This is a genomic window from Nocardia sp. NRRL S-836 (assembly GCF_001279525.1).
Lineage (GTDB): Bacteria > Actinomycetota > Actinomycetes > Mycobacteriales > Pseudonocardiaceae > Lentzea.
In genome coordinates, this window is the sequence record NZ_LGDY01000177.1 from 13,324 (window position 1) to 28,261 (window position 14,938).

The following is a 14,938-nucleotide window of genomic DNA, read 5'->3' on the forward strand; positions in this document are numbered from 1 at the left end:
GCGGAAGAGCCTAACGTGTGCCGCGTCATAGCACTACTGGTGAAATTGAGCCAGCGCAGTGCCTCAACAGGGGTAAAGGCACTGGGCCACAAGGGTGATCGCGAGTCCATGAGCAACTCGTCGATGGCTCGCGCGTCCTCTCAGCATCAGTACCGGGGGATCTTGGGGAGAGTGCGTGTTCCGGCCGTTGTTGTTGGCAGTACTGCTGGGGTTGGCCGCCTGCGGCGCCGCACCTGACGCACCGTCGGTGCCGGACGCCCCGGTCGTGCAGGAGAAGGCGAAGGCGGCGGTGACCGTCACGCCCGCGTCGGGTGAGGGGATCAGCCCGGCGGGTCCGTTCCAGGTCGGGGTGACCGGCGGCAAGCTCGAGTCCGTCGCGCTGACCGGCGCGGACGGCCGCGTGGTCAAGGGTGAGCCGGCCGGGGACCGGTGGGTGGCGACCGAGGACCTGGGCTACGACAAGGCTTACACGTGGTCGGGGTCGGCCAGGGGTGAGGACGGCGCGGAGGTGCCGGTCACCGGCTCGTTCCGGACGGTGAAGCCGGCCCGGTTGACCACGGCGACGGCGAACGTCGGCGACCACCAGACCTACGGCGTCGCGATGCCGATCAAGATCACGTTCAGCGCACCGGTGCAGGACAAGGCTTCGGTGCAGAAGGCCATGACCGTCACGACCTCGGTGCCGACCGAGGGCGCGTGGGCGTGGCTGTCCGACCGCGAGGCGCACTGGCGGCCGAAGGAGTACTACAAGCCCGGCACGCAGGTCTCCGTGGACGTCAACGTCTACGGCGTGCCGTTCGGCGGCGGTGCGTACGGCGCCTCCGACCTGCACGTGCAGTTCGCGATCGCGGACCGGGCCCTGGTGGTCAAGGCGGACACGCAGTCGCACCGGTTCGTCATCTACCGCGATGGCGTGCAGCTGCACGACTTCCCCGCCTCGTACGGCCTGGACAGCGACCCGCGGCGGGTCACCCGCTCCGGCACGCACGTGGTGATGCAGAAGGAAGCCAGCCGCACCATGTCCAGCACCGTGTTCAACTACAAGGACGTCCCGGTCACCTGGGCGGTGCTGCTGTCGAACAACGGCGAGTTCGTGCACGAGTACGCCGGCTCGATGTACGCGCAGGGCAGGGAAAACGTCTCGCACGGCTGCGCGAACCTGTCACCGGCCGACGCGAAAACCTTCTTCGACCTCACGATGATCGGCGACCCGGTCGAGGTGCTGAACTCGTCGGTCAAGCTGGGACCGGCCGACCGCGACTACTACGACTGGGCGCTCGACTGGGAGACCTGGAGGTCGAAGTCCGCCGTGGTGGGTTAGGACTTCTCCGTGATCTGGGGCGGCGCCGGGATCTCGTAGCCCGACGGGCCGACGTTGCGTTCCAGCGCCCGCTTCCACTCACCGCTCGAAATCATCTTCTCGATGGCCTTGTTGACCTCGGCCCTGCTCTCGGTGTCCCCCTTGGGAACGCCGATCCCGTAGCGCTCCTTGGAGAACGGCTTGCCGACCAGCTTGAGCAGCTCCGGGTTCTCGGCGGCGAAGCCCGCGAGGATCACCTCGTCGGTGGTGACGGCGTCGACGTTGCCGGCCATGAGAGCGATCACACAGTCGGAGTACTGGCCGTACTCCACCAGCACCACGCCCTTGGCGTAGTCGTTCTTCACCTTCTGCGCGGACGTGGACCCCTTGACCGAGCACAGCTGGCGGCCGTTCAGGGTCTCCGGACCGGTGATCGTCTGCTCGGTGAAGCGGACGAGCATGCCCTGGCCGGTCTCGAAGTACGGGCCGGCGAAGTCCACCTTCTCCTTGCGCGCGTCGGTGATGGAGTAGGTCGCGACGACCAGGTCGACCTCGCCGCTCTGCAGCATCGACTCCCGGACGGCGCCGCGGGCCTCCTTGAAGGTGATCCCGCTTTCCTTCACACCCAGCTCGTTGGCCACGTACTTCGCCACGTCGACGTCGAAGCCGACGTACCGGCCGTCGAGCCGCCGCTGGCTCATCCCCGGCTGGTCGTAACGGATGCCGATGGTCAGTTTGCCGGAGTCGGCTCGACCGACGACGGTGGCCGTGTCACCGCTTCCACAAGCGGTGGCGAACACCGCTACAGCGGCGAAAAGCGCAGCACGACGGATCACGACAGGCCTTCCGGGGGTGGTCTTGAGTCGTGAGCAATGCTACGTACCTGCGCTGATAATCAACTGTGATGTGTGACAACTACGGCAGCCTGCTCCGGCTGGGCGTCACATGACGCCCCTCACGTTCGACGGCACGCCGCAGATGGCCGGGAGGCGCCATCCTGCGGACTTTGCCGGGCACCAAAAGCGCTGTTCGGCGCAGGATTCGCAGCCACCGGTCCGCGTCGGCGTACGGCCGGTGACCGTGCAGCTCCAGGGCCCATTCGGGCAGCACCGAGTACGCCAGATGCCCGATCAGCACGCGGTAGAGCGGAATGCCGTGACGAAGCCACCCCTTGACAGGCGGGCCGTGCAGGAACTCGTAGATCACCTCGGAGTCGGCGGTCCGGCGCAGCGACGGCCGCATGGCGTCGAAGTACTCCGCCATCTCCCGGCGTGAACCGGGAACGTCCTCCTCGTGCAGGCCCACGAGCGTGGCCGCGAACCGCTGTTCCGCGTAGTACCGGTCTTTCTGCCGGTCCGTGAGGCCGTAGCCGGCGCGGTCGAGCACGGTCTCGAAGCAGTGGACCTCCGCGCAGTGCACCCACAGCAGCAGTTCCGGTTCGTCCACGCGGAACGTTCTGCCTTCCTGGTCGATGGCGCGCAGGCTGCGGTGCGTGGCGCGGACCCGTGCCGCGGCGGTGGCGATCTCCTCGCTCGTGCCGTAGACGCCGAGCCCGACGAAGTCCGCCGTGCGCTTGAGCCGGCCGAGCGGGTCGGCCTGGAAGTTCGAGTTCTGCACGACACCCGCGACCGCCTTCGGGTGCAGCGCCTGGAGGTAGAGGCTCGCGATCCCGGCGATCCACATCGTCGGGTCCGCGTGCAGCTGCCAACTGACCGTGTTCGCATCGAGCATGCGAGCATCGTCGCGCCTGGCCAAGATGAAAGCCATGGACCTCGACCAGGCACGGGACGTGCTCCGCAGCCAGCACCGCGCGGTGTTCAGCGCGATGAAGTCGGACGGGACGCCGTCGATGTCTCCGGTGCTCGTGGCACTGGACGACAACGGCGACGTGCTCGTGTCGACGCGCGCGACCGCCTACAAGACCAAGCAGGTGCAACGTGATCCCCGCGTCTGGCTGTGCGTGCTGCCGGACAGCTTCTTCGGGCGGTGGATCCAGATCGCGGGAACGGCGACGGTCGTGCCGTTGCCCGAGGCGATGGACCTGCTGGTGGCGTACTACCGGACGATCTCCGGCGAGCACCCCGACTGGAACGAGTACCGCGCCTCGATGGAACGCGAGCAGCGGGTGGTCCTGCGCATCGCCCTGACCGGCGCGGGGCCGGACCGGACCGGCTGAGTAACACCGTTAGCGGGCGCAACGATTCCACGGGGACGGCAGCGGACACGTCATCCGGACCTGGGGAGTGCGATGAGTGGTGCCACACGCCGCGGCTACGTCGTGGCCGCGGTGGCGATGCTCGGTGCTGCCCTGGTCACGGCCCTGATGGCGGCACCGCCGGACCGCCCGGTGGACATCCGCCTGGTCGCGCCGCCACCCCCGCCGCCGCAGACCGTGATCGCGTCCGCCGCCACGACTGTGTCCGCGGTCGGTCCCGTGGTGCTCGACACGTTCCTGCCGCCACCCCCACCGCCGCCTCCTCCGCCACCGCCCGCGACCTCGTTGCCGCGGCCGGTACCGCCCGGCACCGAACACCGGCCGCCGCCACCACCGTCTCCGCCCCGGCGCCCGGTGTTCGACCTGCTGCGCTGCGACTCGAAGTACTTCGACAAGCTGATCGAGAAGGACTTCGAGCGCTGCCTGCCGTGGCCGTTGCCGCCGAAGGAGCTGTGCAGGTTCCTGGAGGAGAACCACCTGCACCCGATCGAGATCCGCGGTCCCGACGGGCGCAAGCGCGACGACCTGGACTGCCGCTAGCCCTTCAGCTCCCGCAGCCTGCGCAGGTTCGCCTCCGCACGCGAGCCGAGCAGCTGCGCCTCGCCCAGGTAGTGGTCGTCGATCAACGCCTCCACCTCGGCGTCGTTCATCGCGGGCACGATCCGCGCGGCCATCCGGTTCATGTTGCGGTAGCTGCCCTGCAGCAGGAACGGTTCGGTGTCCGTGCCGGCCGCGGAGGCGATGTAGGCCTGGTTGACCCTGAGCACGACCTCCTGGACGCGTTGCATCTTCTTCAGCACCGACAGCATCCGGTCGAGCTGGACGGTGTCGTGGCCGGTCCGCACGTCCTCGCCGTTCGCGATGCGCACCAGCGGTTCCACGTCGACGCCCGCGAGCGTCGGGTTCGACGAGGACGCGTTCTCCAGGTAGCTCAACGCGAACAGCGACTCGCGGCCGTGCAGCACGTCGCCGAGGTTCCACACGTCCGCCCGGTTGGCGAGCATGTCGGGAACGCGGAACGCGCGGCCCGTCTCGGTGTACGGGTTGCCGGCCATCGAGACGGCGAACCGCTTGCCACGCAGGTCGAACGTGCGCGCCTCGCCGTCCCAGACGCCGTCCACGCGGCGCTGGGCGTCGCACAGCGAGATGAACTTCTGCAGCAGCTCCGGTGACGTGTGCTGGATGTCGTCGAGGTGCAGCAGGACGTTGGAGCCCAGGGCGAACGCGAAGTTGATCCGCTCGACCTCCTGGCGTGCGGTGGCGTTCGGTGCCTCGCTCGGGTCGAGGGACGTGACGCCGCTGCCCAGCGCCGGGCCGTTGACCTTGACGAACACCATGCCCAGGCGGTTCGCGACGTACTCGACCAGCGTCGTCTTGCCGTAGCCGGGCGGGGAGATCAGCATCAGCAGGCCGGTGCCGTCGTTCAGCTGCTTGGCGAGGTTGTCGCCGAGCAACGGCAGGTAGACCTCGTTCAGCAACCTGTTGCGCACGAACGTGTTCAGCACGGCCGGGCGGTACTCGTCGAGCTTGAGCCGCCGGCGTTCCCCGGCCAGCAGCTCGTCGCGGCGGCGCTGGTAGGCGCGGAACGCCGGCACGTGCTCGGTGCGGAACCGCCGCAGCCGGGTGAGCGCCTCGTCCAGCCGCAGGTCCAGCGACCGGTCCGCGACGCGCGGGTGCGAGCCGAGCAGGCCGGTGACGGTCTCGCTCAGCGCGGCGCTGGAGTCGTACCGCGGCAGGTCGGTGAGCAGGACCGCGACCACCTCGGGGAACTCCGGGCAGTCCTCGTCGCCGAGGAACGCCCGCAGCCACGCCTCGATCAGGTCGCGGTCGCGCAGGTCCTCGTCCACGACCGCGCGGAACCGGTCGATCACCGCGCGCGCCGCCTTGCTGGTGACGAAACCCGTTGGCGCGCAAGCGAGTTCCTCGAACAGGTACTCGGCGGCGAGCGGTTCGATGCCGAACTGCGCTGTCAGCTCGGGGATTCCGTGCGTGCCGCCGAAGATCGTGCGCGCGCGGGCCAGCGACTCGGCCTTGCGCGTCCACACGGCACGGTCGTCGTCCGCCTGCGCGGCCCAGAAGAGCTGGGCCTCCGCACGGGCGGACGGCGGGTACCTGAGCAGCCCGGCGCCGGCGTGCAACCGTTGTAGAACAACGAGGACGCGTTCGGCGTCGTGGTCGTGCACGCCCTTCTCGTAGCCCTCGTCGTAGCGTTCCGCGGCGGCCGTGGACACGTCGGTGCGGCCCTCGGTGAGCAGGCACGCCGCCAGGTGCTCCGAGCGGTAGACCTCGGGCGTCTCGGAGACCAGCAGCTGGTCCCAGAACGGCCGGGTGACCGCGAACTCCGGGTCGGTGACCTCACCGCGGTAGTCGGTTCCGGTGACGGCGAAGAACATCCGGCCGTCGCGCGGCACGACGGTGAGGTTCATCGGCTCGGTCGTCACCGGGAAGCGGTGACGACCGAGCACGATCGACGCGCCGTCGTGCAGATCGGTCCGATCCCGCAGCGCCCGGCCTCCCTCTTGCCGGGCGTCGCGCAGATCCGCGTCGAGCTCGTCGGCCCTGACGTCACCGAGCTCGCGCAGCTCGGTGGCGACGGTGCGGACCTTGGTGACCATCGGGTCGCCCGCGAAGTAGGTGTTGATCTCGTCGACCGAGGTCAGCTTCCCGACGCGGCGGCGGATCGTGTCCAGCACGCGCTGCGCCGACCCGACGAGCCGGTCGGCCTTGCGCGCCCGTTCGTCGAGCAGCGTCTGCTTGCGCGCCGAGAACGCCTCGTAGACGTCGGTGCGCTTGGTGCTGATCTGGGCGAGGAAGTCGTCGAACTCGGCGAACCGCGACTCCAGGTTCTCGACCTGCAGCAGCAGCCGGCCGAGCTGGTCGTCGCAGGCCTGCGGGGTGGCGGCGACCGCGAGCGCGCCGGTGACGGCCTGGCCGAGCAGCGCGAACTCCGCGGCGAACTCGGCCCGTCCCTCCGCGGCGGCCAGTTCTCGCCTGCGTCCGTCCACAGTGGCCCGTGCACGGTTCACGGCCGCCAGCACCTCGCCGATGCCGGCCAGGATCTGCGTGCGGGTCGTGGTGTCGGCGGCGTCGAGCGTGCTGACGACCTCGGTCAGCACCTCCAGACCGGCCTGCTGCCGTGCCAGGCGTTCGCGCAGCGGCGTGGCCTCGGCCGCGGTCACGAGCTCGGTGGCCGCGATCCGGTCGATCTCCTCGTGGTACTGGGCGAACGCGCCCTCGGCGCTGAGGAACGCGACCGCCCTGCGCGCCGAGTCGGCCAGTGCCTCGACGAGCTCGGCCTCCCGGCGCTCCAGGTCGGCGAGGTCGACGTACCGCAGGTCCCGCAACGTGATCAGGCGGCCCTGCGCGGACCGCAGGTCGGCCAGCAGCCGCACCCACTCGTCGGCCGACCGCGGTGCCGCCGAGCGGGACAGCCGGATCAGCGAGGCGAGCTTCTCACCGGCCTCCGCGAGCTGCCCGGCCGCGTGCTCGGTGAGCGCGCGCACCGACTCGAACTCGTCCAGCACCTGCTCGGCGGTCGACCGCACGGCCAGCACGTCGTCGCGCAGCCCCAGCTCGGCGAGCCAGTGGACGTTGTCGACCACCCTGGTGCACAGCGCGATCAGGCCCTCGAACACCGGCACGGCCGGGGTCATCTCGGCGGCCATGCGGGTCACCGACAGGCAGTCGGAGATGCCGCGGACCAGCTCGGCGTTGCCGATGCGGGCGAGCGGGCCGGTGTCCTCCGGCAGCACCTCGTCCGCCACGAACGGCGTGCGCCAGACCTGCATCGGGTGCACCCGCACGGGTTCGGTGCCGGTCTCGCGGAAGATCACCAGCGTGCCGTCGGCGAAGAGCGAGTAGCCGTGGCACACCAGCGGGGTGGCGACCTCCTTGCGGATCACGTTGTAGGGCAGCAGCAACGACCGGCCCTCGCGGCGGGCGTGGAAGACGTACAGCACGTCCTCGCCGTTGGCCGACCGGATGACCCGCTCGAACTCCAGGTCCCCGGTGTCGACGTCGAACGTCTTGTCGTCGCCCGTGACCAGGTAGTAGCCGCCGGGGAAGATGATCCCCTGGTCCTCCGGCAGCCGCTGGCAGGCCTGGCCGATGCCGTCGAGCCTGCTCACGGCCTTGGTCCGGGTGTTGAAGACCAGGTGCCGCCACTCGGTCTCCTTGTACGGCAGGACCCTGAGCAGGATCAACGGCCCGACGCGCGCGTAGTGCACGTCGGCGTCCGCGAGGCTCTGCAGCGGTTCGTCGACCGGCTCGGAGTAGACGCCCTCGCCGGTCTCGGTGTTGTTCTCGACCTTGACCGTCAGCGTGCCGCCGACCGTCTCGACGAACACCTCGTTGTCGATGGCGATGTGCGGGTGCCGGCCGAGGACGTGCTGCTCGCGGGTCGTCTCGACCCACGTGAAGTCGTGCGCGGGCGGGAAGACGTGGTCGCGTTCGCCGCGGTTGTCGAGGTAGGTGACCGTGCCGTCGACGGCGACGTCCCAGCGCAGCACGCGGATGTCCTCGATCCGCGCGCCGGTCTGGAACACCGCGAGCAGCCGTGACTCGACGATCCGCAGCTGCAGCAGCCTGGTGTCGCGGTAGTACCGGTAGAGCTCGGCGAAGTCGGCGCGGAACCTGGGGTCGGCCAGGAAGTTCGCGTCGGCCGGGCCGAAGTCCTTGCCGTGCACCGCGAAGACGTCCGAGACCGCGGTCTCCTGTTTGAGACCGAGGAACACGTTGTAGCCGAACAACATCTGCTCGCCCAGCGGCACGATGTCGCGCGGCACGCAGTTGTTCGCGGTCCGGATCCGTTCGGTGGCCACGAGCTCCAGCGCGGTGCTGCCGAACGTCTCGACGCGCCGGTCGTTCAGCGCCTCGGTGCTCCGGGCGAGCCCGGCGGCCTGCTCGGCCAGCCGGGCCCGCAGCACCTCGTAGGTGCCCGCGTCGAGGCCAGGGGAGACAGGTGCTGTCATGCGGGCTGGCCGTTGTTCTTGGCCATCTGGGTCAGCGCGATCGCGGCGGCGATGTTCTGCGCGTCACCGGTGGTGAACGAGCTGAGCACCTTGGTCAGGTCCTCCGGGAAGTTGTTCGTCCCGTCCATCCACTTGGCGCCCAGCGCCTGCACCACGTCGGAGTTGCCGACGAACCCGTCGACCTGCTTGCCCGCGGTGATCGCGCCCGCGATCTTGTCGAAGAACATCGTGTCGCCGCCGACGATGTCGATGTCGGCCTTCTCCAGCCCGGCGGCGAGGACCATCGCCTGGGCCTCGGCCACCTGGCGCTGCACGTCGATGCCCTTGAGCCGGATCTCCTTCTCCGCCTCCAGGCGCAGCCGGAACTCCTCGTGCTCGCGGGTCGCGGTGTCCAGCGCGGCCATCGCCTCCGCCTTGTGCGACAGGCCCTCCGCCTCGCCCTTGAGGCGTTCCCTGATGCCCTCGGCGTCGGCGAGCGCCTTCTCGCGGCCGACCACGGCCTCGGCGCGGCCCAGCGCCTCCACGGCGGCGGCGTCGCGTTCCTTGACCTGCACCTCCGCCAGGCCCTTCGCGGCGACCTCCGCCTGCACGCCCTCGGCGAGCCGGATCTTGGCGGTGGCGTCGAGGTCGGCGGACTGCTTGCGGGCCTCGGCCAGCAGGACCTCCTGGCGGGCCTGGTGCTGCGCGGCCTGCTCGGCGGCCTCCGCGGCCTTGATGTCCTTGACCAGCGACTCCTGCGCCTGCGCCTCGGCGCGGATCACGATCTGCTGGCGTTCGCGCTCGGCCTCCTCGACCGCGCGCAGCCGCTTGATGTTCTCCTCCTGCTCGGCCACCGTCTTCTCGACGGCGACCCGCTCGCGCACCAGGTCGGCGATGGCGCGCCGCTCGTGCTCCAGCTCCTTGTCCTTCTCGATCATGCGCAGCGCGGTCTCCCGTTCGCGCGCGATGACCTCCAGCATGCGGTCCTTCTCGATCCGCTCGGTCTCGACGGCGATCACGCGCTCGCGGTTCTTCTCCGCCACGGCGATCTCGCGGGCCTTGTTCTCGGTCTGGATGCCGAGCTGCTCCTCGGTGCGGATGAACGCGGTGTTGGCCTTGAGGCGTTCCTCGGCCTGCACCTTCTGCGTCTCCGCCTCCTGCTGCGCACGGGTGGTCTCGATCTCGCGCTTCTGCTTGATCTCGGCGTCGGCCTGCCGGCGTTCGAGCTCCAGGATCGCCTCACGCGCGCTGACGTTCTGGCGCGTGATCTCCTTCTCCTCGTTGCGGGTGAACTCGTTGGTCTTGACGTGCTCGATCGCGGTCAGCTCGGTGATCTTGCGGATGCCCTGCGCGTCCAGGATGTTCGCCGGGTCGAGCTGCTTGAGCGGCGTCTGCTCCAGGTAGTCGATGGCGGCGTCTTCAAGGCTGTAGCCGTTGAGGTCGGTGCCGATGACCTGGATGATCCGGTCGCGGAACTCGTCGCGGTGGGTGTAGAGGTCCACGAAGTCGAGCTGCTTGCCGACGGTCTTGAGGGCCTCGGAGAACTTGGCGTTGAACAGCTCCTGCAGCGTGGCCTCGTGGCTCGCGCGCTCGGTGCCGATCGCCTGCGCGACCTTGATGACGTCCTCGACGGTCTTGTTGACGCGCACGAAGAACGTGATGCGGATGTCGGCGCGGATGTTGTCCTTGCAGATCAGGCCCTCGTTGCCGGCCCGCTTGATCTCGATGGTCTTCACCGAGATGTCCATCGTCTCGCACTTGTGCAGCACCGGGAGGACGACCGTGCCGGTGAAGGTCACGTCGACCTTGCGCATCTTGGAGACGATCAGCGCCTTGCCCTGCTCGCACTTCTTGAACAGCCTGCTGATCACGATGATCGCCATGACCAGCACGACGGCGATCACCCCGATCAGCACCAGCAACCCCGTTGAGATGGCACCCATGTCAGCCCCCTGTGGTGATGTCGACGACCCAGAAGAACTCGCCTTCGGCGTCGTAGTCGAAGATCAGCGCGGTCTGGCCGGCGACCAGCTCCGTGCTGTGGGCCGCCCGCACCTGCACGACGGCCGTGCCGCCGTCGGCCGCGGTGACCTCGGCCTGGCCGTAGTGCTCGGTCACCCGAGCGGTTCGCACGACCGCGGTGCGGCCGACGAAGTCGTTGCGCGAGGGGGGTTTCTCCGGCCGCGTCCAGCGCCTGACCGGGATCAGCACGATCTTCGTGGCGAACGCGCCCACGAGCAGCGCCCCGGCGAGGACGACGTAACGCAGCTTGTTCTCCGGCGTGAGCACGGTGCCGACCAGGGCGGCGAACCACGTGATCACGACGAACAGCGAGATCGAGACCGGCAGCACCGGGGCGTCGAAGTCGACGCCCACCAGCGCGACCGTGAGCCAGTACGCCAGCACCAGGAGCACCAGGAAGCTGAACAGCACGGTCGGAAACGCCAGCGCGGCGGCCAGGAACTCGGTCATCGTCGCCCCCTCTCGGCACTCTGATGCGCGAAACGCCGAATCCGTTGCATTCCGGGGAATGACCGGCGTCACCCGGTCGTTGCCCGGAACATGGACATGGGGGTTCAGGGACTGAACACGGGCGGCTCGATCGCCCCGGCCGAGACGCTGCGCCTGGCCGAACTGGTGGAGACGCTGGGGTACCGGTCGTGGTGGGCGGCGGAGCACGTCGTGCTGCCCTCACCGCGCGCCGACCCGTCGCCGTCGGAGCCGGACACGCCGCTGCTCGACCCGCTGGTCAACCTGAGCTTCGTGGCCGCCGCCACGACCCGGCTCGAGCTCGGCACCGGCATCGTGATCCTGCCGCAGCGCAACCCGGTGGTGCTCGCGAAGCAGGTGGCGTCGCTGGACGTGCTCAGCGGCGGCCGGTTCACGCTCGGCGTCGGCGCGGGCTACCTGCACCAGGAGTTCGCCGCGGTCGGCGTGCCGTTCGCCGGTCGTGGCCGCCGCACCGACGAGTACCTCGACGCGATGCGGGAGCTGTGGCACTCCCCGGCACCGGCCTTCGCGGGCCGGCACGTCTCGTTCAGCGGCATCGACGCCCAGCCGCGGCCGGCCAACGTCCGGATCGCCGTCGGCGGTGCGAGCGACGGTGCGCTGCGCAGGGCGTTGACCCGCGGCAACGCGTGGATCGGCGTCGGCACCCCCGAGGAGACGGCGGCGAACCTCAAGCGGCTGCGCAGGCTCTCCGCGATCACCGAACGCCCCGAGGCGCTCGGCGCGCTGGAGATCCACGTGGTGGCCACGGCCGGGCTGGACGCGTCGGTCGTGCGGCAGTACGAGGACCTCGGCGTCGACCAGCTGCTCGTGTTCCCGTCGTCGATCGACCTGCCGCTGGACGAGGCGCTGGCGCAGCTGATCGCACTGCGGTAGGTAGCCTGAACGGCCGTGATCCCCGTCGTCGTTCTGGCCGGCTTCCTCGGCTCCGGCAAGACCACGTTGCTCAACCACCTGCTGCGCACGTCCGGCGGCACGCGGATCGGCGTCGTCGTCAACGACTTCGGCTCGGTCAACATCGACGCGTTCGCCGTGTCGGCGCAGGTCGACTCGATGGTGACGCTGTCGAACGGCTGCCTGTGCTGCGCGGTCGACGGCTCCGAGCTGGCGGACATGCTGGACACGCTGGCCTCGGCGGACCTGGACGTCATCGTGATCGAGGCGTCCGGGCTCGCCGAGCCGTCCGCGCTGGTCAGGATGGTGCTGCAGGCCCCGAACGTGTCGTACGGCGGACTGATCTACGTGGTCGACGCCGTGGAGCTCGGCGCCGTCGACCACCTGGACCGCGACCTGGCGCTGGCGGACCTGGTGGTGCTGAACAAGGTCGACCGGGTGGCCTCACCGCCCGCGTTGCCGTGCGAGGCACCGGTGGTCGCGGTGTCGTACGGCCGGATCGACCCGGCGCTGCTGTTCGAGGTGCGGCCACCGGACCTGGGCCCGCGCCAGCTGACGTTCGACGACCTGGAAGACCACTCGACGCACGCGCACGCCGCCTACGACAGCGTGACGTTCTCGTCCGACGAGCCGATGCACCCGAAGCTGTTCATGGACTTCCTCGCCGCGCGGCCACCCGGCCTGTTCCGCGCCAAGGGTTTCGTGCGGTTCGAGCACGGCACGTTCATGCTGCACACCGTCGGCGCGTACGTGTCGTTCACACAGGTCGAGCCCGCCCCGACTCAGCTGGTGCTGATCGGGACGGGCATCGACGCGGACTCGTTGACGGACTGGCTGCTCGCTTGTGTCGCACTGGAACCGGTCAGCGCCGACGAGATGCTGTGGGTGCTGCGGTACGCTCGCTGACCGCTCGCGTCACTTGCAGAGGGCGGTGTCGACCACGTCCAGCATCTGCTTGAGCGTCCGCTGCGGGTCTCCGTAGGTGCCGAGCATCGCGGTGGCCGTGACCGCCGTGTCGCGCCCGTCGTCGGTCGCGGCACCGAACGAGGAGAACCCCTGGATGGCGCCGGTGTGACCCCAGTACACGCCACCGCAGCTCAGCTTCGTGCTCTCCAGCCCGAGCCCCACCGCGGTCCGGTCGTCGATCGGGATCGTCCTGCGCATCTCGTCGAGCTGCGGCCTGGCCAGCAGACCGCCCTGGAGCAGCGTCTCGTAGAACTCGGCGACGTCCCGCGGCGTCGAGACGAGCGCACCGGCCGCCCAGGCCGACGACGGGTCGAGCTCCGTCGCGTCGACCACCTTCGACTTCGGGTCGAGCATGTCGCTGAGCACGTAACCGCGGGCGTGCCGGCCGCGGATCCCCCGCTCGCCCTGCGCCGGCCAGTAGGTGTCCCGCAGGTGGGCCTTGTCGATCACCCTGCGCTGCACCTCCTCCGCCAGCGGCCGGCCGGTCACCTTCTGCACCAGCAGGCCCGCGGTGACGTAGTTCGTGTTGCTGTAGCCGAACTTCTCGCCGGGCTGCCCGGTCACCGGCTGCCGGAGCCCCGCTTCGAGCAGCTCGTACGGCTCGAAGTACCGGTTGCGGACGTCCTCGATCTTCCTGACCCCGATCGCGATCGCGTAGTCCGGCAGACCGCTGGTGTGCTGCAGCACGTGCCGGACCGTGATGCGGCTGTCGGTGATGCGCGGGACGTACCGGTTGACCGGCCCGTCGAGCTCGACCTTGCCCTCACCGACGAGCTGCAGGACCGTCACCGCCACGAACGACTTGGTGATGCTGCCGACCCGCACCCGCCCGTTGTGCGGCGCGTTGCCCTTGGCGTAGTCCCTGTCGCCGACGTGCATCTCGACGCCGGGCATGCCGTCCTTGACGATCTGGTCGAGCTGCTGCGGGATCGGCGTGAGCAGGCTGAGCGCCGTCATGGCCGCCAGTAAGTTCACTTGGCACCACAAAGGGCAGTGTCCACAGTGGCCAGCACGGCCTCGTGCGCCTTGGCGCCCTCTTCCGGCGTCTTCTGGAAGGTGCCCGGCAGCGCCGTCACCGCGATCGAGAACGCCCGGCCGTTCTCCGTGACACCACCACGCGTCTCGTAGCCGTGGATGTCACCGCCGTGGCCCCAGTACTTGCCGCCACAGGTCAGCGGCGAGCTGACGATGCCCAGCCCGTACTCCGCGCCCGGCCACATCTCGCCGACGGTCGTGACCGTCTTGCGCATCTCCTTGAGCTCCTTGGCAGGCACCAGGTCGCCCTTCATCAACGCCTGGTAGAAGGTGTTGAGGTCCTTGGTCGACGAGATGATCTGCCCGGCCGCCCAGCCCCACGACGGGTCGAGCTCGGTGACGTCGGTGGGCACACCCTTGACGAGGCTGTAGCCGTGCGGGTGCTTGCCGCGGATGCCCTGCTCACCCTGGCTCGGCCAGTAGGTGTCCTTGAGCTTGAGGCGCTGCACGATCCGCTGGTCGACGTTCTCCGCGATCGGCCGCCCGGTGACCTTCTGCACGATCAACCCGGCCAGCGCGTAGTTCGTGTTGCTGTACTTGAACTTCTCGCCCGGCTGCCCGGTCACCGGCTGCTGGTTCGCGGCGGCCAGCAGCTCGTACGGCTCGACGTACCGGTGCTGCATGTCCTCGAACTTGTCGAGCCCGAGGTAGTTCGTGTAGTTCGCGAGCCCGCTGGTGTGCTGGAGGATCTGCCGCACCGTGATCCGGTCGTCCTTGATCGCACCCGGCAGGTACTTGGTGACCGGCGCGTCCAGCTCGACCTTGCCCTCCGCCACCAGCTGCATGACCACGACCGCCACGAACGCCTTGGTGTTCGACCCGGCCCGCACCTGCCCGTTCTTGGGCACCGGAACCCGCTTGTTCAGTTCGGCCGTGCCCGCGGTGTAGGCCGTCGTCCTGCCGTTGGCGTCACTCGTGGTCGCCAGCGCGGCGGGGAACTCCTTGGCAAGCCCGTCGAGCTGCTTCTGCACCTGCCCCGCCGGCGCGGCCATCGCCGTTCCACTGCACAGCATGGCCGCCGCCATCACTCCTACCAGCGTCTTCTTCATCGTTCGTCCCCTCGTTCGGCTT

12 protein-coding genes are annotated in these 14,938 nt (G+C 69.4%); 5 read left to right on the forward strand and 7 right to left on the reverse strand.

The window, feature by feature from the left end; all coding sequences use genetic code 11:
* Positions 1-175 precede the first annotated feature (175 nt).
* Positions 176-1,321: an Ig-like domain-containing protein gene (locus ADL03_RS43800; protein WP_157529793.1), complete on the forward strand. Its 1,146-nt coding sequence runs from the start codon at positions 176-178 to the stop codon at positions 1,319-1,321.
* Here the strand turns inward: ADL03_RS43800 and ADL03_RS43805 are convergent.
* Both ADL03_RS43805 and ADL03_RS43810 read right to left on the reverse strand, forming a co-directional pair.
* On the reverse strand, positions 1,318-2,133 hold the full coding sequence (locus ADL03_RS43805; RefSeq protein ID WP_053739712.1) for a glutamate ABC transporter substrate-binding protein: 816 nt from the start codon (positions 2,131-2,133) through the stop codon (positions 1,318-1,320). The genes ADL03_RS43800 and ADL03_RS43805 overlap by 4 nt on opposite strands.
* An 82-nt stretch (positions 2,134-2,215) precedes the next feature.
* Positions 2,216-3,031: an oxygenase MpaB family protein gene (locus ADL03_RS43810; RefSeq protein ID WP_053739575.1), complete on the reverse strand. Its 816-nt coding sequence runs from the start codon at positions 3,029-3,031 to the stop codon at positions 2,216-2,218.
* 34 nt (positions 3,032-3,065) lie between these two features.
* On the opposite strand from ADL03_RS43810, the gene ADL03_RS43815 reads away from it, so the two are divergent.
* Positions 3,066-3,476, forward strand: coding sequence for a PPOX class F420-dependent oxidoreductase (locus ADL03_RS43815; RefSeq protein WP_053739576.1), 411 nt, complete (start codon positions 3,066-3,068; stop codon positions 3,474-3,476).
* Positions 3,477-3,548: 72 nt separating this feature from the next.
* Positions 3,549-4,055, forward strand: coding sequence for a hypothetical protein (locus ADL03_RS47915; protein WP_053739577.1), 507 nt, complete (start codon positions 3,549-3,551; stop codon positions 4,053-4,055).
* Here ADL03_RS47915 and ADL03_RS43825 read toward each other — a convergent pair.
* From ADL03_RS43825 to ADL03_RS43835, 3 genes are read right to left on the reverse strand one after another with little or no spacing between them, the layout of a single operon-like run.
* The gene (locus tag ADL03_RS43825) at positions 4,052-8,485 is read right to left on the reverse strand and encodes a DNA repair ATPase (RefSeq protein ID WP_053739578.1); all 4,434 of its coding nucleotides are present in this window, start codon (positions 8,483-8,485) and stop codon (positions 4,052-4,054) included. The genes ADL03_RS47915 and ADL03_RS43825 overlap by 4 nt on opposite strands.
* Positions 8,482-10,407, reverse strand: coding sequence for a flotillin family protein (locus ADL03_RS43830; RefSeq protein ID WP_197289177.1), 1,926 nt, complete (start codon positions 10,405-10,407; stop codon positions 8,482-8,484). Before ADL03_RS43830 ends, ADL03_RS43825 begins: the two co-directional genes overlap by 4 nt.
* 1 nt (position 10,408) lies before the next feature.
* Positions 10,409-10,936, reverse strand: a complete 528-nt coding sequence (locus ADL03_RS43835; protein WP_053739579.1) for a hypothetical protein — start codon at positions 10,934-10,936, stop codon at positions 10,409-10,411.
* A 96-nt stretch (positions 10,937-11,032) separates the two neighbouring features.
* Here ADL03_RS43835 and ADL03_RS43840 point away from each other — a divergent pair, with 96 nt between their 5' ends.
* Entirely contained in the window at positions 11,033-11,848 is an 816-nt protein-coding gene (locus ADL03_RS43840; protein ID WP_197289178.1) for a TIGR03619 family F420-dependent LLM class oxidoreductase, read from the forward strand.
* 15 nt (positions 11,849-11,863) lie between these two features.
* Positions 11,864-12,772 carry a GTP-binding protein gene (locus ADL03_RS43845; protein ID WP_053739581.1) on the forward strand — a complete coding sequence of 303 codons (909 nt, stop codon included), beginning with the start codon at positions 11,864-11,866 and terminating at the stop codon, positions 12,770-12,772.
* 9 nt (positions 12,773-12,781) lie between these two features.
* Here ADL03_RS43845 and ADL03_RS43850 read toward each other — a convergent pair whose 3' ends face one another.
* Together ADL03_RS43850 and ADL03_RS43855 are read right to left on the reverse strand one after the other, a co-directional pair.
* Positions 12,782-13,789 (reverse strand): serine hydrolase, encoded by a 1,008-nt coding sequence (locus ADL03_RS43850; RefSeq protein WP_082374097.1) that lies wholly within the window; start codon positions 13,787-13,789, stop codon positions 12,782-12,784.
* A 14-nt stretch (positions 13,790-13,803) separates the two neighbouring features.
* Positions 13,804-14,916: a serine hydrolase gene (locus ADL03_RS43855; RefSeq protein WP_053739583.1), complete on the reverse strand. Its 1,113-nt coding sequence runs from the start codon at positions 14,914-14,916 to the stop codon at positions 13,804-13,806.
* Between the last annotated feature and the right edge of the window lie 22 nt (positions 14,917-14,938).